This window comes from Frankia sp. AvcI1 (assembly GCF_001420875.1).
Taxonomy (GTDB): Bacteria; Actinomycetota; Actinomycetes; order Frankiales; family Frankiaceae; genus Frankia; species Frankia alni.
This window is the reverse complement of record NZ_LJFZ01000011.1, coordinates 45,854-64,963: the sequence shown is the minus strand read 5'-3', so window position 1 is coordinate 64,963 and position 19,110 is coordinate 45,854. Positions and strand designations below refer to the sequence as shown.

Sequence of the window (19,110 nt, the reverse complement as noted above, 5' to 3'; positions counted from 1 at the left end):
CGTGTCGTGGGTGATCGGACGCCGCTCGGCCTGGGTGGTCATCGTCCTGTGGCTCGCGATCGGCGGGGCGGCCAGTCCGATGGCGTTCCGCCTCGCGGACGCCCAGAAGAACGACGCGAGCGCGTTCCTCCCGGCAGAGGCCGAGTCGACCCGCCTGCTCGCGGCGCAACGCCACTTCCCCGGCGCGGATGCCGTGCCCGCCGTCGTCGTCCTGACCAGGCCGGCGGGCCTGACCCCGGCGGACCGCTCCGCCGCCACCGCCATCGGTGGGGCGCTGGCGCCCTTCNCCGCCGGGCCGGTCCTCGGCCCCGTCGTCGCCCCGGACGGCCACTCGCTGATCCTCACCGTCCCCCTCGCCCAGCTCGACGACGCCGCCCGGTTCACGGACNACGTCCGTGAGATGCGGCGGATCGCCGCCCGGATCGCCCCCGCCGGGACCGAGACCGCGATCACCGGGCCGGCGGGGCTGGTCGCCGACGCCTTCCAGATGTTCCGGACGATCGAGAGCCGGCTGCTCCTCGTCACCGCGGGGATCGTCGCCGTGATCCTGCTGGTGGTCTATCGCAGCCCGCTGCTGTGGCTGGTCCCCCTGGTGTCGGTGGGGATCGCCGACCAGACCGCCGCCGGGATCGTCAGTCTGCTCGCCCGGCACGGCGTGCTGACCGTCAACGGGCAGAGTTCCGGCATCCTGCGGGTGCTCGTCTTCGGGGCCGGCACGGACTACGCCCTGCTGCTCATCGCCCGCTATCGGGAGGAACTCACCCGCCACCGGGATCCGCGCCGCNCCATGCGGGAGGCGATGCGGCACGCCGGTCCCGCGGTCCTGGCCTCCGCCGGCACCGTCGTCATCGGGATGCTCTGCCTGCTGTTCGGGGTGCTGGCCTCCGACCGCGGGCTCGGGCCGGTCGGCGCGATCGGCATCTCGACCGCCCTGGTGACGATGACCACGCTGCTGCCGGCGGCGATGGTGCTCTGCGGACGCCGGCTGTTCTGGCCGCTGATCCCCCGGTTCGGGGAGCATCCCCCCGTCACCGACACGGCCCGGCGGGGGCCGGCGGCGCGGGCCGCCCACGACAACGCGCTGGCCGCGCCCACCGCCCCGGGCCACGAGGACCTCACCGAGTTCGACCTCGCCGAGGAGCCGGGACGCTGGGTCAGAATCGGCGCGGCGATCGACCGGCGCCCGCGGACGGTGTGGGTGGGGACCTCGTTGGTGCTGGGTGGCCTCATCGTCGGCCTGCTCACGATGAACACCTCGCTGCGGCAGGACGAGGGCTTCCGGCACCGGGTGGAGTCGGTGCGCGGCATCGAGCTGATCTCCGCGGACTTCCCGCCGGGCGTCTCGGCGCCGACGTACGTCATCGCCGCCGGACGGGTCGCGCCCCAGGTCGCTGCCGTGATCCGGGCGACGCCGGGGGTGGCGGGGGTGGCCGAGGCCGGCCGCGCCGGCGACCGGGTGCAGTTCGTCGTCGTCCTGGGCGACCGACCGGACAGCCCGGCCTCGTTCGACGCCGTGNGCGAGCTGCGATCCAGGGTGCACCGGGTGCCGGGAGCGGGCGCGCTGGTCGGGGGGAACACGGCGGTGAACCTCGACGTGCGGCACGCGGCCGTGCGGGACCGCCAGGTGATCATCCCGCTGGTTCTCGCGGTCGTGCTCGTGGTGCTGATGTTCCTGCTCCGCGCGATCGTCGCCCCGCTGATGCTCATGGCGACGGTGGTGCTGTCCTACCTCGCCGCGCTCGGCGCGAGCGCGGTCGCCTACCGCTGGATCTTCGGCTTTCCCGGCGCCGACCCCTCGCTGCCGCTACTGGCGTTCATCTTCCTGGTAGCGCTCGGCGTGGACTACAACATCTTCCTGATGACCCGGGTGCGCGAGGAGGNAGCGCGGATCGGGCCCCGGCCCGGTGTGCTGCACGCGCTGGCCGTCACCGGCGGCGTCATCACCTCCGCGGGCGTCGTGCTCGCCGCCACCTTCTCCGCCCTGATCATCTTTCCGCTCGTCCAGCTCGCCGAGATCGGCTTCGTGGTCGCGTTCGGCGTCCTGCTCGACACCCTGGTCGTGCGGTCGATCCTCGTGCCCGCGCTGACGCTGGACATCGGCCGGCGCATCTGGTGGCCCAGCCGGTTGGCCCGCCCGGACGACACCGCCGGCGGCACGCCCCCGGCGATCTCCCCCAGCGCGCCGGCGTCCCCGCCGCGCCCGCGGACACCCCGCCATCCCGTCTAGACCCGCAAACGCCCGCCGACACCCGCAAACGCCCGCCGACACCCGCCAACACCCGCCGACACCCGCCGACACCCGCCGACACCCGCCCAGGCTCGCCGACGACCACGGATGCCCCGCGGACGCCCGAACGGGTGAGAGCCGCGCCGGTCACCAGGACGGCAGCGATCCACTCGTCCCATTCCGGTCGGACGTATCCGAGGCGCGACTTATCGTTGCGACATGCCCGACGCTCTCCTGCCGGATCCCGAACGGTGGCGGGTCCTGCCGCCGGAGCTGCGGAGGCTACGACGGACGCTGCTGGTCCTCGCGGCCGTCCCGGCGGTGGCGCTCACCCTGCTGATCTCGCTGTCGGTCGGCGGCTGGCCCTGGGTCCTGCTCACCGTCGTCCCCCTGCTGGTCGCCGCCGCGGCCTGGCGATCCATCGGCGTGGGCTGGCGGGCCTGGCGCTACGCCGAGCGGGAGGACGATCTGCTGATCAGCCGGGGCGTGCTGGTGCGCCGCCTGGTCGTGGTGCCCTACGGACGGATGCAGCTCGTCGACGTGACCGCCGGACCGCTCGCCCGGCGCTNCGGCGTCGCCAGGGTGCAACTGCACACCGCGGCGGCGGCCAGCGATGCCGTCATCCCGGGGTTGCCGCCGCGGGAGGCCGCCCGACTGCGNGACGCCCTCACGGAACGCGGCGAAGCCCGGTCGGCCGGACTGTGACCACCGAGCGGGAGACCACCGAGCGGGAGACCACCGACCAGGAGACCACCGACCAGGAGACCACTGAGCGGGAGGTCGCCGAGCGGGAGGTCGCCGAGCGGAGGACCACCCGACGGGACGCCGCGCCGGTGACCGCGCCGGACGGGTTCCACCGGCTGNATCCCCTCACACCGTTCCTGCGCGGCTGGGTGATCGTCGCCGCGTTCGCCGCGACCGTCGGGCGCAACCTCGCCGAGGACGTCACCGCCCGGGCCGTCGGCCTGACCCTCATCTTCCTGATCCCGGCCGCCGGGACCTACGGCTACTGTGCCTGGCGGTTCACCCGGTACCGGCTCGATCGCGANGGCCTGCGGCTGGACACCGGCCTGCTGGTCCGGCGCACCCGCTACGTCCGGCTGGACCGGCTGCAGTCGGTGGACATCGTCCAGCCACTGCTCGCCCGGATGATCGGGCTGGCGATCCTGCGCCTGGACCTGGCGGGCCGGGAACGCCGGGAACGGTCCGACGCCGACGGCGGCGACTCCGGATCCGACCTGCGGTACCTGTCGATCGGGCACGCCCACCGGCTGCGCGCCGAGCTGCTCGCCACCGCGGCCGGACTCGCCCCCGACGTCGGCGAGGCGCCGTTCCATCCCCTCGCCGAGGTGCCGCCGAGACGGCTGATCGCCGCGATCGCCCTGTCGCCCGCGCCGTGGGCGGCGGTGTTCGGGGCGGCGGCGATCGCCACGCCGTCGCTGCTCACCGGCACCCGCGCCGGTGTCCTGGGCGCGATCCCGCTGCTCGGCTGGCTCTGGCACACCACCTTCCGGATCTTCGCCGCCGGCTATCCGTACGCCGTGTCCGAGTCGCCGGACGGGCTGCGCATCGACAGCGGGCTGCTCGAACGCGCCCACGCCACCGTCCCGCCGGGGCGCGTCCAGGCGATCAGCGTCGGGGAACCGTTGCTGTGGCGCCTGTGCGGCTGGGTGACCATCCGGATGAACGTGGCCGGCAGCGGGCCGTCGGTCCTGCTGCCGGTCGCCCGCCGGGACGAGGCGCTGGAGCTGATCGGCAAGCTNCTGCCCGGGGTGGATGTGGCCGCGGTCGAGCTGGCCCGTCCGCCGAGACGGGCCGCGCTGCTCGCCCCGATCCACTGGCGGATGCTGTCCTGCGGCGCCGACGACGTGGTCTTCGTCGCGCGCCACGGGCTGCTGCGCCGGTACACAGATCTGATCCCGCACGGCAAGGTGCAGAGCATCCGCCTGGTGGCGAACCCGCTGGCCCGGGTGCTGCGCCTCGCCGACGTGCACCTGGACACCACCGGCGGGCCGGTGCGGGTGCGAGCCGGCCTGCGCGACCGGGCCGAGGCACTGCGGATCGTCGCCGCCCAGGCCGAGCGGTCCCGGCTGGGGCGCCGCGCGGCCGTGCCGGACCGGTGGATGACCTGACGCCTCAGCCGAAGGTCGGGAACTCCGGGCCGAACACCGAGCCCCAGAGTGCCACGGCCTCCTCGTGGTCCCCGGCCTGCTCCGCGTCGACCGCCTTCGCCGAGTAGATGCGGGCGAGCCGGATGGTCCCCGCGAGCGCGTCGACGTCCTCGGGGCGCAGGTAGGCGGACAGGTCGCCGCCGACGTCCGCGGGATCCGCCGCGACCAGGCCGACCTCGTCCATGTGGCGGAAGACCTCGGCCAGCCCCTGCCGGGTGTTGAGCCCTCGACCGGCGAGGACCTGCCCGGCGAGCGCCTCGATGTGGAAGGAGCGCAGGTGGCTGCCGCAGACCCGGTTCCACGCCTTGAGCAGACGCACCGCCGAGATCACCCGGGGGCCGAGGTCCGCGGTCCAGCTGGTGTGCCGCTCCGGGCGGGTCGGCAGCCAGCCGCCGACCCGATCGGGCATGACGTAGCCGGCTCGGGGGTGGTCGAACGCCGGGACGAGGTGCACGTCCGGCGGCGAGTCGTAGACGATGCGCAGCGCCTGGCCGCGGCTGCCGATCGTCTGGATCCGCTCGCCCCCGATCGCGTTGCGCACGCAGAGCACCAGGTCGCGCGAGTCCCAGCGGAACCGCTTCCACGCGCTGTTCGCGGCGGAGAAGACGGCGAAGATGTCGACCTCGTCGAGCGGCTGGATCATGGTGTCCCGGCCGGCCGAGCCGATCGTCGCGACGCCGACCAGCGGCAGNGCGCACCGGGGCGGGAAGATCGCCCGCAGCGCCCGCTCCGCCTCGTCGCGCCGGGCGGCGATCACGGCCTTGTCCTCGGCACTGAGCCGGATCAGGTCATCCAGCTTGGCGAAGGCCCGCGCGGTGGTCCCGACGAGCAGGGGACCGGTCATCGCCCCGGTCGTCGGGTTGATCGGCGGCGGGACCTGCTGGGGCGAGGCGCCACCATCGGGTGGGAACAACGCGTTGGGCGCGCCCGGCGTGGACTCGTTGGACCGCCGCCAGNGCGACGGAATGATCAGGTGGTCGTAGGTGACCTCCCCCGGCCGAACTCCGGCCGGTGTCCCCCGAGGGGTATCCACGCTCATGCTGCTGACCTCCCAGGCGCAGGTAGCGCCGAACCGTTCGGGCTCCCCTCCCCGGACGCGAGACGGACCTCCCACGGACCGTCCCGGACGCCCCGCCCTCACTCAGCCCGTCGGCCAACGGTCGCGACATCGCTTTACATGGTGCCCCAGGGCATCACGGTCTGAACAGGGGGCTGCCACCGCGGCGTGTCCACCGCGCGCCCTATGCCGCCGAAATTACGAGAAGACGGCTGTCGCCTGGTTGACAGGAGGACACTGTCACGGCAACGCCGACACAACTTTGCACAGGCCCATCAATCAACGCTGGGCAGGCACTTTCGGTCCGGCGACCAGGAAACGGGCCGGTCCGGGCAGGGAAACGCCGCAACGCCGCCGGTGACNTCCGGGCTGGCGGGCGCCCAACCGGGCCACGTGACGGTGCGTGATCTCAAGGGTGATCAACCCGTCGGCGGACGCANCCAGATCCGCCACCAGTCGGCTATCAGGACGGGGGTGGGCACGAACGAGGTCGCCTGTCCCAGGCGCTTTCCGATCCCGTCGCCGCGGCGGATCCTCGTCTCCACCAGGGCGCCGCGGTACTCGAACCAGCCGGCGACCGCGCGGACGGCCTCGGTCGCGTAGCCCTCGCGCCGGCAGCCGAGCACGATCGACACCCCGACCACGGCGCGGCGGCCGTGGGTGTCCGCGGCGACCAGGCCGACGGCCGCCGGCCCCGACCTGCGCCGCAGCACCCAGGTCAGCACCGAGCGCCCGGCGCCGGCCCGACGGCGTAACTCGCGGCGCAGCGACGCGGCCGGGTCGAGAGGATCCGGGGCGGGCGCGTGCGGATCCGTGCCGACGATCCCGCCGTACGGGCCGAGCCCGTCCCCGCCGCGCCCGCCGGAACGGGCGACCACCGCCGTGAACGCCAGTGCCGGCGCGAGCTCCTCGGCGACGTAGCCGGCGTTCCAGACGGTCAGCGGCAGGGCGAGCAGCCGAGGGGTGGTGAGGGTGGGCCCTTCACCCACGGCGGGACGGTTCCCGGACCCCGAGCAGGCCCCGTTCCCGCAGCCACGACTCGGTGCGGTCCATGCCGTCGGCGAGGGGCACGGCGGGCGACCAGCCGGCCAGGCTGCCGATCCGGCTGATGGAGAAGCCGGCGTCCCGGGTCAGTTCGCGCACGCCGAGCGCGCCGAGGTCCACCCGGGCGCGCGGGTCGACGCCGGCCACGAGCCGCGCGCCGAGGCCGCGGACCAGGGCTGCGGCGGGTCGGCCCGGCACGGGCGGCGGCGAGGCGACCCCGGGCGGCGCGGCCGGCGCAGTCCCGGCCGGCTCCGGCTCCGCCGCGGCGGACCCACCGCCCGCGGACACCCCGCCCGCCGACACACCGCCCGCCGACACACCGCTCGCCGACACACCGCTCGCCAGCGCACCGCCTGCCGACGCCGGGGACCTCGGTGCCGCCAGCCCCGCGCCGAGGGCCCGCACCCGGTCCCACGCGTCCACGGCCCCGAGCAGCCGGCCCGGCACGGACCGCGGCGAGGGCAGGTCCAGCATCCGGCTGTAGTACCCGAAGAACTCGGCGGCGCTGACCTGCTCGCCCCCGGTGACGTGCAGCACCTGGCCGGCGACCGCGGCGCGGTCCGCGGCGGCGACCGCCGTCACCGCGGCGACCACGTCATCGACGTGGACCGGACTGAGAACCCCGCGCCCGCCGTCCACCAGGACGAACCGGCCGGCCCGCATGAGCAGCACCGGCCACAGTGTCCAGCGCCCCGCCCGGGGGCCGTAGGCGTCGCCGATGCGCACCACGGTGGCTCCGAGCCCGTGCGCCGCGGCCGAACCCACCGCCTGCTCGGCGGCGGCGAGCGCGTCGGCCCGCACGTCGCCGGTGAGGCCGACCGGGGCGGACTCGTCCACCAGCGGCCCGTTCACCCGGCTGACCTCGGCGCGTTCGCCGTCACGCGGCGTCACCCGCGACAGCACGTCCACACAGGACAGATGCAGGAAACGCGCGACCCCGGCGCGGGCGGCCGCGTCGAGCAGGGCGGCGGTACCGCCGAGGGTCACCCGCCGGACCTCGGCACCGGAGACCCGCCGCGGCGCCCCGGCGCGCCCCGGGCGCACCGGGGTGAGCTCCGCGACACCGCCGGTGCCCACGGCGGCGGCGTGGATGACCAGTTCGGCGCCGTCGAGCGCCTGCTCCCAGGTGCCGGGCCGGCTGATGTCGGCCTGCACCACGCCGGGCGCGCGCCGGACGTCCAGCGCGACGACGTCGGCGCCCTGTTCGCGCAGGGCATGCGCAAGCGCTCCGCCCAGAAACCCGGCCGCGCCGGTGACCACCGCCCGAACCACGGCCCACTCCTCCTACCCGGGTCACCCATGCCCGGGTCACCCGCGTCGACGGTCCTGTCGCGATCGCCGCGGTCCGCTCCGCCGGCCGTGCCGCCCTCGCTGCCGTCGGCGACGACGTCCCGACCCTACGGGATCGACCGGCCGGCGGCCGCGGACCATCGGCGCGAGTCGACCCGGCCGGACGGCCCCCTCCACGCCCGAAACCGGAATCCGCCGGTGCCGGGCGCGGGCGACGCCTCCCGGGTACCTGCCCGAGCCGGGCCGGCCGATCGGGTCAGGGGCCCGTTTCGGNGGTCGCGAAGTCCTGCNTCCAGTAGTAGCCGTAGCTCCCGCCCGTCGCGAGGCCGACGCCGATCCGCGTCAGCGAGCAGGTGAGGATGTTCGCCCGGTGCTCGGGGCTGTCCATCCAGTCCCGGACGACCTCGGCGGCACTGCGCTGGCCGGCGGCGATGTTCTCCGCGGCGACGGAGTAGTCGAAGCCCGCCGCCGCCATCCGGTCGAACGGGCTACGGCCGTCGGGGCTGTCGTGGCGGAAGTAGCCGGACACGGCCATGTCGATGCTGTGCGCCCCGGCCGCCGCCGTCAGCACCGGGTCGGCCACCAGATCCGGGCAGCCGGCCGCCCGCCGGGCCCGGTTCGTGGCCGCGATCACGTCGGCGATCAGGCGGGCCCGGGCCGTCGGCTGGCCGGGCGCGGCCGGGCGGGGGGTGCCCGCAGAGGCCGTTTCCGGCGCACCCGGGTCGGGCCGCCGCGCCGACGGCGACCCGGCAGCGCCGCCGATGGGCGCCGCCAGCTCTCGGGCCGGCGTGCGCGCCGCGCCGAGGGAGCCGGAGCCGGCCCGACCCGTGGCTGTGCCCGCGTCCGCGCCGGCGGGGCTCCCCGGGGGCGCCCCCTCGGCCGCCGACGGCGCGCCGGCCATCCGGGCGGCGAGACTCCCGGTTGCCGTTCCAGCACGGTCGGTGACCCACAGCGCGAGCACGAGCGTGGCCAACAGGACGCCCGCCGCCACTGTCCACGCGGGCAGCACCGGGCGGCGGGGCGCCCGGTGGCGATTACGCGTGCGCTGCATCGGACCCTTCGCTCGGTCGGCCCCCCGACCTCGTGCCTGGATCGATCAAGGCTAGCTAGGAGTAGTCAGGAATTACCATCATCGACACCCATTGCCTACCCGATGTGATCTGGTAGTCGTGTGGTGGAGATTACCCGCCGGAGCGACCGGGGCAGCAACCCCTCCGCACGACGCACACGGGGACAACGCCGGCGTACTCGGCCGACGTCCTCCGGCGGCGGGTCGCGGCGAGCGGTCGACGACCTGTGGCGCGGACCCGGCGGTCACCGGTCCCGATCGGTCGCCGAGGCGGCCGAGGGGTCCGGTTCCGCGGCCGGCACCGGTGCCGCGGGCGAATCGCCGTCCGGGTGGGGATCATCGCTTGCCGTCCCCCGGTCGGCGGTGGCCGCCCCGGGGTCTGACTGACCGCGCGCGGACCGGCCCCGGGCGGTGCGGCGGCGCAGCAGCTCGCCCCCGACCCCCGCCAGGACGGACACGGCCACCACCACCAGNGCGAGCCAGCCGGTGGCGTCGCGCAGGCCAGGGATGGCGGATGCCGCGTAGCCCAGCAGGATCAGCCCGGTCCCCCACACCACCGCGCCGGACACCACCGCGAGGAGGAAGCGGTGCCACGGCATGGCCACGGCCCCGGCCAGGACCGGGGCGAACGTCCGCGCCCACGGGACGAACCGGGCGGCCACCAGGGTGACCGCCCCGAACCGTCGGTAGAACTCCTCCGTCCGGGCCAGGGCGGGGGCGTAGCGGCGCTCGAGGAAGGGCCGGCCCAGCCGGTGCCCGGTGTAATAGCCCGCGGCGGCGCCGGCGCTGGCGGCCAGAGCGACCCCCACGGACAGGACATAGATGGAGACGTCCGCGCCCGCGTCCGCGGCGACCAGGCCGGCCGCGAACAGGATCGTGTCCCCGGGAAGCCAGAACCCGATGAGGATCCCGCTCTCGGTGAATATCATCGCGAAAAGGACGATGTACAGCGTCGTCCCGGACAGACTGCCGACGTCCACGTGACCAGTGTGCCGGGCGGGTCCGGCCGGGTGGCGGGCGCGTCGCCACGGTCGGTGTCTCGGCCTGCCGACGGACCACACCCGTCCGGGCCATCGGCTCCCCCCACCCCTGGTCTCGCCGCTCGGCGACCCCCGACCTCCCGCCGAACAGGCAATGCGCACCGGCGCCGGGTCGATGACCGACTTTGTCCCGGCGACGTCGGCCGCATCCGACCACCCCGACGGGGCGAGCCGTCATACCCTTCGCCCACCAACAGTCCAACGGCGGTCTGCCGGCCCTGTCGGGCTGCTCAGCGCCGCCGTCCATGGCTGATCGGCGCCCCGACAGCTTCGACAAGGAGCCCCACCGATGCCCATCGCCACCCCAGAGACCTACGCCCAGATGCTCGACCGGGCAAAGTCCGAGTCCTTCGCCTACCCCGCGATCAACGTCACCTCGTCGCAGACCCTCAACGCCGCCCTGCGGGGATTCGCGGAGGCGGGCAGCGACGGAATCGTGCAGGTCTCCACCGGCGGGGCGGAGTACCTGTCCGGTTCGACGGTGAAGAACATGGTCCTGGGCGCGGAGGCCCTGGCCGAGTACGCCCACCACGTCGCGAAGGCCTACCCGGTCACCATCGCGCTGCACACCGACCACTGCCCGGCGGACAAGCTCGACACCTACATCCGGCCGCTCATCGCGATCTCGAAGGAGCGGGTCGCCGCCGGCCGCGAGCCGCTGTTCCAGTCCCACATGTGGGACGGCTCGGCCGTCGAGCTCGAGGAGAACCTCAAGATCGCCGAGGAACTGCTCGCCGACGCCGCCGCCGCGAAGATCGTCCTTGAGGTCGAGATCGGCGTCGTCGGCGGCGAGGAGGACGGCGTCGTCGGCGCGATCGACGAGAAGCTCTACACCACGCCGGGCGACATGTGGCGGACCGCCGAAGTCCTCGGTTCGGGCGAGAAGGGCCGTTACCTGCTGGCCGCGACCTTCGGCAACGTGCACGGGGTGTACAAGCCGGGAAACGTCAAGCTTCGTCCGACGATTCTTCGCGAGGGTCAGGACCACGTCGCCCAGAAGCTGGGTCTGCCGGCCGGATCGAAGCCGTTCGACCTCGTCTTCCACGGCGGCAGCGGCTCGGACCTCAGCGAGATCCGAGAGACCCTGGACTACGGCGTCGTGAAGATGAATGTGGACACCGACACCCAGTACGCATTTACCCGCCCCATCGTGGACCACGTCTTCAAGAACTATGACGGGGTACTCAAGGTGGACGGCGAGGTCGGGGCGAAGAAGGCATACGACCCGCGCACCTACGGAAAGCTCGCAGAAAGCGNCATGGCGGCCCGGGTGGCCCAGGCGTGCGAGGACCTCCGCTCCGCCGGCCGGTCCCTCAGCAGGGCATAGCACCGCCCGCTTCCGAGCCCGACCCGACCGCAACACTCCCGACCCGGAGGATGACACCCGGCGATCGCCGCGCCGGGTGTGCCGCCGGGCGCCGACCGGCCCGACCCGGGCACATCCGGGGCCGGGCCGGCTGATCTGTGGCTTTCCTCGGATCCGTCGGCTCTGTCAGCTCCGCCGGCCCCGGCCGGCACGTCGCCGGGACCGGCCCCGACGCGCATCGCCGTCCGTTCCGACGGCCGCGCGGTTTCCCGGCGGCACCCCGACGTCGGGACGAAGCGACCGGCACAGAACGGACATCCGGGAGATCCGCCCCATCGATCGTCCCGACGATGTCCCGTATCATGCGACCACCCGCGGTCCCCCAGTTGCGTCACGCGACTGGGGGACCACTGTCTTTCGCCGAGTGGTCCACCTCGGGTCCGTTGCCTGGTCACGCTTATCAGCAGCAGGTTTCGGCCAGATCGACCCACACGAGACGGACGTGCTACCGCATCGGAAGCCCCGCGCACCCAACCAGGACATCCTGCCCGGGAGCTGGGCCTTGGGGCCCCGCTACGCCGCCGCGTGCCCGGCCGGGCGCTTCCCGCAGCTGCATGACAAGGTCGTAAGTCACCACCAGGTTTCCGTTGTTTTTCTCACATGAGTAGGCTGGCCCGGACGAACCCGGGTAAGCGGCGCATTGCGCCCATCCGGCGCGCCGGGGCACAGTCGATGTTGCTTTCCCGCAGGTCACCCATTCGGCGTGATTCACCACGCTCCGCTCGCCATCACCCATCGGCAAACAGGGTGATCAGCCGGCCACAAATACCCCCGCCCGCGATAACGCCAGGTTGATGAGCGGGCGCGCACGCGCGATACCAGTCACCCCACGGGTGCTCAAGCAGGCGCGCCGACTGTGCTCTTTTTCACGTGACCTATTCAATGCTTGGCGACTCGCCGGCCGGCGTGGTTATGGTCTTCGCCGTGCCGACAACAACGTCCGGCATTCGTCGGGCGGCACGCCGAATCCTGCCCCCGGCCGACGATTTCGCCAGACCGGGCGGCAGGAACGGGGGAACCATCTCCGAGNGTCGAAGGGATTCGATGCTCTCGGGGTGAAGCCATGAGCGACGGACGCACCAGGGTCTTTCGGTGCGACGCACGTCCCCAGGAATCCCTGGCATGGCCGGGCAGTTCCCAGCCCGAATCCGACAGCTCACCTCGCAGGCGTGGGGAAGGACCACAAACATATGTCCGACGCACGTACCAGTGGCCGACAATGGAGCGCCGGCACCCGCATCCGGGCGCGGGCCCTCATGGTTGCTCCGGTTCTCGCGGCGGCGGTCGGCGGCACTCTTGCCGTCAGCCAGCCGGCCGAGGCGGCCAGCACNTGGGCGGGTCTGCGGCAGTGCGAGTCCGGCGGTGATTACACGACCAACACCGGAAACGGCTACTACGGCGCCTTCCAGTTCTCGGCCAGCACCTGGCACAGTCTCGGCTACTCCGGTCTGCCACACGAGGCGGCCCCGGCGGTCCAGGACGAGGCCGCCCTCCGCCTCGCCCAGCGCTCCGGCTTCGGCCAGTGGCCGGTCTGCGGTCGCGGCATGGGCGCCGACCAGCTCGCGGGCGGCTCGTCGGCCAGCGGCGCGGCGCAGGCGTCGCGCTCGGCGACGCGGGCCCCGCTGACCGCCCGTCCCGCCGCCTCCACCACCCCGAACTTCACCCGCAACCTCACGGCCGCGCTGGTCGGGCAGGACCGGGCCGACGTGCGCGCCTGGCAGACCCGGATGAGCCAGCTCGGCTACCCGATCGCGGTGGACGGCCACTTCGGNCCACGTTCGGCCGCCGCCGCCCGCTCCTTCCAGGGAAGCCACGGTCTGGCCGTCGACGGCATCGTCGGCCCGGCGACCTGGCACGCCACCTTCGGCTGAGCGCCGCATCACGCGCGGTAGCCATCCGGCCGATCGCCGCGCCGCCGAACGGCACCGTCCGCACGTAGTCCATCCGGCCCGGGACGCGGGGACGCGCGTCACGCCACCCGGACGACCTTCCCACCCCGGTGACACCGGCCAGGGGAGCTCACCGACTCGCCCCGACCGGCCCGCCCGGACGCCCGGACGATCTCCGCTGCGCGCTCCGAAACGGGCCGGTCGGCCACCAACTCCGCACCGGGCGCCGACGTCCGTCGTGGTGGTACCCCACGACGGACGTCGGCACACCCCGCCACCCGATCGGGCGGCACCGTCGGGCTCCGCCGTTCGCGCGTCCCAACCTGGTTACTCCGAACCACCCCGGTTTGCGCCCCCTGAACCGTTCTCGCTAGAGTGCCNATCACTCGCCACCCGGCGAGGTCGCTCGGACGGACGCCGAGTCCTGCCCGACGTGCGAGCGGNTGGTCCTAGTACGCACCGCAACGGGCAGGAGTGGGGGACCCACCATCCGGGCGTCTCTGACGCCCTTGGGGTTAAGCAGGCTCGTCCCAGCCATCCGGTGTGGGGAGAACGTTTCCCACGCAGTACCGACGGCCAGGGGCGGACCGGCCGGGCCATCCCAGCCCGCACCCGACAGCTCACCCCGCAGGCGATCGGGATTGGACTGACATGCCGTCAGGACGGCGTGGTGGTAGACATCGGGCCCCGCAGGCCCACTCGACCGCGGGTCGCATCCTTCGCACCACCGGCGCGGTGACGGCNATCGTCGGCAGCGGGCTCGCGGTCAGCACGGTCGCCGCGGCCCCGGCCGGCGCCGCGACCGCCGACGACTTCGCCAAGCTCCGCCAGTGCGAGTCCGGCGGGAACTACGCCACCAACACGGGCAACGGCTTCTCCGGCGGTTACCAGTTCGACGACCAGACCTGGCACGGCCTCGGCTACTCCGGCCGGCCTTACCAGGCCTCCCCCGCCACCCAGGACGAGGCCGCCGCCAAGCTCTACAACGCGCGGGGATGGCAGCCCTGGCCGTCCTGCTCGCGCAAGATGGGCCTGACGAACAACGGCCCGGCCGCGGTCGGCTCCGGTGACGTCATCGAGCAGGCCCTCGCCCCCGCCGAGCCGCCGATGACACTGGATCGCGCTCGCCAGGAGATGGGTGACAACTCCTACAAGGGCACCGTCCTCAACGCCGGTTACGGCAACGACGTCCNCCCGGACGCGTTCGTCTGGCAGGCCGCGATGCGCAACAAGAGCTTCCTGCTCACCGTCGACGGAAAGTTCGGTCCGCAGTCGCAGGGCATCGCCGCCCTCTACGGCTACCTGACCCGGGTCAGCGACGGCCAGCCCGGCGCCGTCGGCCAGAACCTGTGGAACGTCACCGTCCGGTCGTGACCCGCCGCGGCTGCGCACCACCCGCACACGGCCGGTCACCTCACCCNCACGGCAGGTCGCACCACCCGCACGGCAGGTCGCCACAGCCGTGCGGCAGGATGCATCCATGACGACGCCGTCCGACCCGGGCCGCAACCTGCTCTCGGGCCCGCCGCCGACGCTGCTGCCNTCCGACGCCATCGCCACCGACGCGCTGGCCGCGGGGGAGTCGCCGGCGGCCGTGGCCGCCGCCTCGCCCGCGCTCAGTGCCCCGTGGGCCGCCCTCGCCGAACTCGCGCTGGCCGGCGACCGGCCCGTCGAGGCGTACGCCTACGCCCGCACCGGCTACCACCGCGGACTTGACGCGCTGCGCCGCGCCGGCTGGCGGGGCACCGGGCCGGTTCCCTGGTCGCACGAGCCGAACCGCGGTTTCCTGCGTTCCCTGGCCGCGCTCGGACGCGCCGCGGCGGCCATCGGGGAGACCGAAGAGGCCACCCGCTGTCAGAACTTCCTCACCGACAGCGATCCCGCCGCCGCACGGGAACTCGGCTTCGACGGATCGTGAGTCCTCGGCGCCGGTTGGTCGCGGCATCGGCCGACCGGCCACGCGCGAGTGCCATCCCTAGTAACCTCGCCCGGTGCCCGCTCTCGTCCTCATCGGCGCCCAGTGGGGCGACGAGGGAAAAGGAAAGGCGACCGACCTTCTGGGCGGCGCCGTCGACTACGTCGTCCGGTACCAGGGCGGCAACAACGCTGGCCACACGGTGGTCATCGGGGAGGAGCGCTACGCCCTCCACCTGATCCCCAGCGGCATCCTGCGGGCCGACTGCGTGCCGGTGATCGGCAACGGGGTTGTGATCGACCCCGGTGTCCTGCTCACCGAGATGGACGGGCTCGCCGCCCGGGGCATCGACGTCTCGCGCCTGCTGATCAGCGCGAACGCCCATCTGATCATGCCGCATCACCGGGCGCTGGACCGGGTGACCGAGCGCTACCTGGGCAAGGCCCGGATCGGCACCACCGGCCGCGGCATCGGCCCGACCTACGGCGACAAGGTCGCCCGCACCGGCATCCGNGTCCAGGACCTGCTCGACCCGGGCATCTTCCGCAAGAAGCTCGAACTCGCGCTGCGGGAGAAGAACCAGGTCCTGGCGAAGGTCTACAACCGGCGACGGATCGAGGTCGACGAGGTCGTCGAGGAGTACGCCGCCTACGCCGAACGCCTCGGCCCGCACATCGCCGACACCGGCCTCGTCCTGGACCGCGCGCTGCGCGAGGNCAAGGTCGTGCTGCTGGAGGGCTCCCAGGGCACGCTGCTCGACGTCGACCACGGCTCCTATCCGTTCGTGACCTCGTCGAACCCGACCGCCGGGTACGCGGCGACCGGCGCCGGCATCGGGCCGACCCGGATCAACCGGGTCGTCGGGATCATCAAGGCGTACACCACCCGGGTCGGCGCCGGCCCCTTCCCCACCGAACTGGACGACAAGGTCGGCGAGGAGCTGCGGCGCATCGGCGGCGAGTTCGGCGTGANGACGGGCCGGGCCCGGCGCACCGGCTGGTTCGACGCGGTGATCGCCCGCTACGCGGTGCGGGTCAACGGCCTGACCGACCTGTTCCTCACCAAGCTGGACGTGCTGTCCGGCTTCGATCGCGTGCCGATCTGCGTGGGCTACGACATCGGTGGCGAACGGGTCGACGAGATGCCGATGACGCAGACCGAGTTCCACCACGCGCGTCCCATCTACACCGAGCTGCCGGGCTGGCAGGAGGACCTCTCCGACGTGCGGAAGTACGCCGACCTGCCCGCGGCCGCGAAGGACTACATCCGGACACTGGAGGGACTCTCCGGCGCGCCCGTCTCCGCGATCGGCGTCGGCCCGGGCCGCGACCAGACCCTGGTCATCAACGACCTGGTCTGACCCCGCCCGGCGCAACCCCGGGGTCGCCGCCCCAGTTGCACAACGCAGCGTTACCGTCGAGGCTTGAACGGTCACGTTAAGCGATGGCGGGTGGGGGTGAGGACGGTGTCCGGTGCGCAGGCCCGCCCGTCCAGCGACGATCACTCCGTGCCCGGCCAGATGCCGCCACCGCCCACCCCGGCCGACACCCGCACCGCCGAGGCCCCCACCGGCGAGGCACTGGCCGGCGAGGCACTGGCCGGCGAGGCACTGGCCGGCGATGCCCGGGCGGTTCCCGACACCCGGCCGGCGCTGTGGGCGCCGGCGGTGCGGCACCGGTACCTGCGCCCGACCGACTCCGACGCCTGGCCGGTCGGGTTCTCCCCCACCGGCGAGGCGCTGCCGGAAACGCTCACCGACGTGCTGCTTCGGGGCAGCCACGCCATCCGCAGCTCGAAGCGGGCCGAGGCACAGCGGCTCGAACGCGCCGCCGCCGTCGCGAACCACGTCGACGCCCAGATCCATGACTTCCTGGACTTCTGTGCCGCGGAGAACCTGGTACCGCCGGTCACCGTGCGGGCCCGCGGCACCGTGGCGCGCCGGACCGCGGGCCGGCACGGCTCCCGGCCGCGCGCGGTCGTCGACCCGCAGGGGAGCATCCCGGCGCGGGTCGCGCCGGAGGCCGCCGCCGAGCCCGCTGCCGGGCCGGCACACCGGGTGCACCGCCGCGAGCGGCTGAAGGCCTGGCCGCTGCTGTACTGGCGGTGCGAGTCCTTCCCGGCCGCCGGGCGGTCGCTGCACCTGTTCGTCGAGCCGGGCGGGCGTGCCTTCGAGGGACGTGACGATCCGTCGCCGCTGACCGTGCTCGGCCGGGAGGTCCGCGTCTGGCCGGTCGACACGGCCGTCATCGTCGCCGGCATGGCCGAGGTGGACGCCCGCCGCTGCGCCCTGCACCTGGTGCACGGGATGGCCCATCTGCTGTGGCGCGCGGGCGTCGGTCTCTGATCGACCGACGCGGGCCGGCCTGCCGCGGACTGCGGTGCGTTTCGCCCGGTCCGAGCCCCCGGGAACGTGCACAACGCACCGCTTTGGCTGCCACGCAACCGGCACGGGACACCTGATGATCAGTTGCGCGCTAGGCTGGGGCCGTGACCCGATCCGACCGCCACGGCTCCCGGCCCGTTCCGGCGGTCGCGGGAGTGCCGCGCCCTTCGCCGTGCCCGCGCCGGTCCCCTTCTCCCGGCCCGGCGCCGCGCGCCGGGGACCGGTTGTGACGGCCGCCCGGGGCCGCCGCCTGCACCACGTTCCGCCGCAGCGCGGCCGCGGCCCCGCTGCCGCCGCCCGCGCCACGCCATCCCAGGCCGCCCGGCGAGGCCCCGGTGCCAGCCGGCGCGCGGCCGGTCGCCGCCCCCGCCCCGAGGTGAACAGATGAAAGTCCTGGTCGTCGGATCCGGTGGACGCGAGCACGCACTGTGCCGGGCGCTCGCTCGCGACCCGCGGGTCGACGCACTGGTCTGCGCGCCGGGCAACGCCGGCACGGCCGAGCTCGCCGAGCCCCGCCCGCTCGACGTCGCCGACCCGGACGCGGTCGCCGACCTCGCCGAACGGGTGGGCGCCGACCTCACCGTGATCGGCCCCGAGGTGCCGCTGGTCGCCGGCGCCACCGACGAGGTTCGCGCCCGCGGCCTGTCGGTGTTCGGCCCGACCGCGGCCGCCGCCCGGCTGGAGGGCAGCAAGGCCTTCGCCAAGGAGGTCATGCGCGCCGCGGGTGTGCCCACAGCCGCCGGCCGCGACCACACCGAGGTCGAGCCGGCGCTGGCCGACCTCGACGAGTTCGGGCCGCCGTACGTGGTGAAGTACGACGGGCTCGCCGCCGGCAAGGGCGTCACCGTGACCGAGGACCGCGAGGCCGCGGTCGCCGCCGTGCGGGCGAGCCTGCGCGGCCCGGACGACCGGGTCGTCCTGGAGGAGTACCTCGACGGGCCGGAGGTCTCCCTGTTCGCGATCGTGACCGAGGCCGGCGCGGTCCTGCCGCTGCTGCCCGCGCAGGACCACAAGCGGGTCGGCGACGGCGACACCGGCCCGAACACCGGCGGGATGGGCGCGTACACCCCGCTGCCCTGGGCGTCGCACGGGCTGACCGCGGAGATCGTCGCGACGGTGATCCGCCCGACCGTGGACGAGATGGCCCGGCGCGGCACCCCGTTCACCGGCCTGCTCTACGCGGGGCTCGCGCTGACCACCCGCGGCCCGCGGGTGGTGGAGTTCAACGTCCGCTTCGGCGATCCCGAGACCCAGGCCATCCTCGCCCTGCTCACCACGCCGCTGACCGACGTGCTGTCCGGGCGCCGCGCGCCGGTGTGGCGCTCGGGCGCCGCCGTCAGCGTCGTCGTGGCCGCGCCCGGCTACCCGGCGGCGCCGCGCCTCGGTGACCCGATCCGGGGGCTCGCCGCCGCCGGGGCGCTGACGGGGGTCGACGTGCTGCACGCCGGGACCCGCCGCGACGCCGACGGGCAGGTCGTCTCGTCCGGCGGGCGCGTGCTGTCGGTCACGGCGATCGGCTCCAACCTGGAGTCCGCGCGAGGATCTGCCTACGAGGCCGTCAGCCGGATCTCGCTGGCCGGCGCCCACTACCGCACCGATATCGGGGACCCGTCCCGGATGCGTCATGCGGCTGACGTACACCGNGCGGACACCGCGCCG

General features: G+C 74.1%; 11 protein-coding genes, 22 pseudogenes and 2 riboswitches. Of the genes and pseudogenes, 26 read left to right on the top strand and 7 right to left on the bottom strand.

Going from position 1 to position 19,110, the window contains the following annotated elements; genetic code table 11:
* Positions 1-79: 79 nt before the first annotated feature.
* The 11 genes and pseudogenes from UK94_RS50765 to UK94_RS50725 all read left to right on the top strand — a co-directional run.
* Positions 80-286, top strand: a pseudogene (locus tag UK94_RS50765) (hypothetical protein); the annotation flags it as partial.
* A 1-nt stretch (position 287) separates the two neighbouring features.
* Positions 288-388, top strand: a pseudogene (locus UK94_RS50760) (hypothetical protein); the annotation flags it as partial.
* Between the two features lies 1 nt (position 389).
* Positions 390-784: pseudogene (locus UK94_RS50755) on the top strand (MMPL family transporter); the annotation flags it as partial.
* A gap of 1 nt (position 785) precedes the next feature.
* Positions 786-1,516 (top strand): annotated as a pseudogene (locus UK94_RS50750) (MMPL family transporter); the annotation flags it as partial.
* A 1-nt stretch (position 1,517) separates the two neighbouring features.
* Positions 1,518-1,880 (top strand): annotated as a pseudogene (locus UK94_RS50745) (MMPL family transporter); the annotation flags it as partial.
* 1 nt (position 1,881) lies between these two features.
* The coding region (locus tag UK94_RS50740; RefSeq protein WP_235487790.1) for an MMPL family transporter at positions 1,882-2,227 on the top strand (346 nt) is incomplete at its 5' end.
* A gap of 219 nt (positions 2,228-2,446) precedes the next feature.
* A pseudogene (locus tag UK94_RS13490) lies at positions 2,447-2,795 on the top strand (PH domain-containing protein); the annotation flags it as partial.
* A gap of 1 nt (position 2,796) precedes the next feature.
* Positions 2,797-2,886 (top strand): annotated as a pseudogene (locus UK94_RS50735) (hypothetical protein); the annotation flags it as partial.
* A 234-nt stretch (positions 2,887-3,120) separates the two neighbouring features.
* Positions 3,121-3,275, top strand: a pseudogene (locus UK94_RS73730) (hypothetical protein); the annotation flags it as partial.
* Between the two features lies 1 nt (position 3,276).
* Positions 3,277-3,989: pseudogene (locus tag UK94_RS50730) on the top strand (PH domain-containing protein); the annotation flags it as partial.
* A 1-nt stretch (position 3,990) separates the two neighbouring features.
* A partial coding sequence (locus UK94_RS50725; RefSeq protein WP_235487788.1) for a PH domain-containing protein occupies positions 3,991-4,359 on the top strand: 369 nt, incomplete at its 5' end.
* Positions 4,360-4,363: 4 nt separating this feature from the next.
* Here UK94_RS50725 and UK94_RS13480 read toward each other — a convergent pair.
* The 7 genes and pseudogenes from UK94_RS13480 to UK94_RS50710 form a co-directional block, all read right to left on the bottom strand.
* A pseudogene (locus UK94_RS13480) lies at positions 4,364-5,089 on the bottom strand (nucleotidyltransferase); the annotation flags it as partial.
* A gap of 1 nt (position 5,090) precedes the next feature.
* Positions 5,091-5,354 (bottom strand): annotated as a pseudogene (locus UK94_RS50720) (nucleotidyltransferase); the annotation flags it as partial.
* A 541-nt stretch (positions 5,355-5,895) separates the two neighbouring features.
* On the bottom strand, positions 5,896-6,444 hold a 549-nt coding region (locus tag UK94_RS13475), incomplete at its 3' end, for a GNAT family N-acetyltransferase (protein WP_235487786.1).
* Complete coding sequence (locus UK94_RS13470) at positions 6,437-7,771, bottom strand: NAD-dependent epimerase/dehydratase family protein (protein WP_055750112.1); 1,335 nt, start codon at positions 7,769-7,771, stop codon at positions 6,437-6,439. The genes UK94_RS13475 and UK94_RS13470, both read right to left, overlap by 8 nt.
* A 309-nt stretch (positions 7,772-8,080) precedes the next feature.
* The coding region (locus tag UK94_RS13465) for a CAP domain-containing protein (RefSeq protein WP_235487862.1) at positions 8,081-8,690 on the bottom strand (610 nt) is incomplete at its 3' end.
* A gap of 413 nt (positions 8,691-9,103) precedes the next feature.
* Positions 9,104-9,331, bottom strand: a pseudogene (locus tag UK94_RS50715) (DedA family protein); the annotation flags it as partial.
* Between the two features lies 1 nt (position 9,332).
* Positions 9,333-9,787 (bottom strand): DedA family protein (locus tag UK94_RS50710; RefSeq protein ID WP_235487860.1); only part of this gene is annotated, 455 nt, incomplete at its 3' end.
* A gap of 400 nt (positions 9,788-10,187) precedes the next feature.
* Here UK94_RS50710 and fbaA point away from each other — a divergent pair.
* The 15 genes and pseudogenes from fbaA to purD form a co-directional block, all read left to right on the top strand.
* Positions 10,188-11,154, top strand: a pseudogene (gene fbaA / locus UK94_RS13455) (class II fructose-bisphosphate aldolase); the annotation flags it as partial.
* Position 11,155: 1 nt separating this feature from the next.
* The coding region (locus UK94_RS73725; RefSeq protein WP_268761340.1) for a hypothetical protein at positions 11,156-11,225 on the top strand (70 nt) is incomplete at its 5' end.
* Between the two features lie 1,018 nt (positions 11,226-12,243).
* Positions 12,244-12,447, top strand: a riboswitch (cyclic di-AMP (ydaO/yuaA leader).
* A 148-nt stretch (positions 12,448-12,595) separates the two neighbouring features.
* A pseudogene (locus UK94_RS50700) lies at positions 12,596-13,035 on the top strand (transglycosylase family protein); the annotation flags it as partial.
* Between the two features lies 1 nt (position 13,036).
* On the top strand, positions 13,037-13,135 hold a 99-nt coding region (locus UK94_RS50695; protein WP_235487858.1), incomplete at its 5' end, for a peptidoglycan-binding domain-containing protein.
* A gap of 465 nt (positions 13,136-13,600) precedes the next feature.
* Positions 13,601-13,802: riboswitch (cyclic di-AMP (ydaO/yuaA leader) on the top strand.
* Between the two features lie 2 nt (positions 13,803-13,804).
* Positions 13,805-13,896 (top strand): annotated as a pseudogene (locus tag UK94_RS50690) (transglycosylase); the annotation flags it as partial.
* Position 13,897: 1 nt separating this feature from the next.
* Positions 13,898-14,345, top strand: a pseudogene (locus tag UK94_RS50685) (transglycosylase family protein); the annotation flags it as partial.
* A gap of 1 nt (position 14,346) precedes the next feature.
* Positions 14,347-14,527 (top strand): annotated as a pseudogene (locus tag UK94_RS50680) (transglycosylase); the annotation flags it as partial.
* Between the two features lie 106 nt (positions 14,528-14,633).
* A pseudogene (locus UK94_RS50675) lies at positions 14,634-14,695 on the top strand (DUF3151 domain-containing protein); the annotation flags it as partial.
* Position 14,696: 1 nt separating this feature from the next.
* The coding region (locus UK94_RS13440; RefSeq protein ID WP_235487784.1) for a DUF3151 domain-containing protein at positions 14,697-15,071 on the top strand (375 nt) is incomplete at its 5' end.
* A 73-nt stretch (positions 15,072-15,144) separates the two neighbouring features.
* Positions 15,145-15,581 (top strand): annotated as a pseudogene (locus UK94_RS50670) (adenylosuccinate synthetase); the annotation flags it as partial.
* Between the two features lies 1 nt (position 15,582).
* Positions 15,583-15,784: pseudogene (locus tag UK94_RS50665) on the top strand (adenylosuccinate synthetase); the annotation flags it as partial.
* 1 nt (position 15,785) lies between these two features.
* Positions 15,786-16,039: pseudogene (locus UK94_RS50660) on the top strand (adenylosuccinate synthetase); the annotation flags it as partial.
* A gap of 1 nt (position 16,040) precedes the next feature.
* The coding region (locus UK94_RS50655) for an adenylosuccinate synthetase (RefSeq protein WP_235487781.1) at positions 16,041-16,428 on the top strand (388 nt) is incomplete at its 5' end.
* 105 nt (positions 16,429-16,533) lie between these two features.
* Complete coding sequence (locus UK94_RS13430; protein ID WP_235487780.1) at positions 16,534-17,412, top strand: hypothetical protein; 879 nt, start codon at positions 16,534-16,536, stop codon at positions 17,410-17,412.
* Between the two features lie 423 nt (positions 17,413-17,835).
* Positions 17,836-19,094: pseudogene (purD, locus tag UK94_RS13425) on the top strand (phosphoribosylamine--glycine ligase); the annotation flags it as partial.
* Positions 19,095-19,110 lie beyond the last annotated feature (16 nt).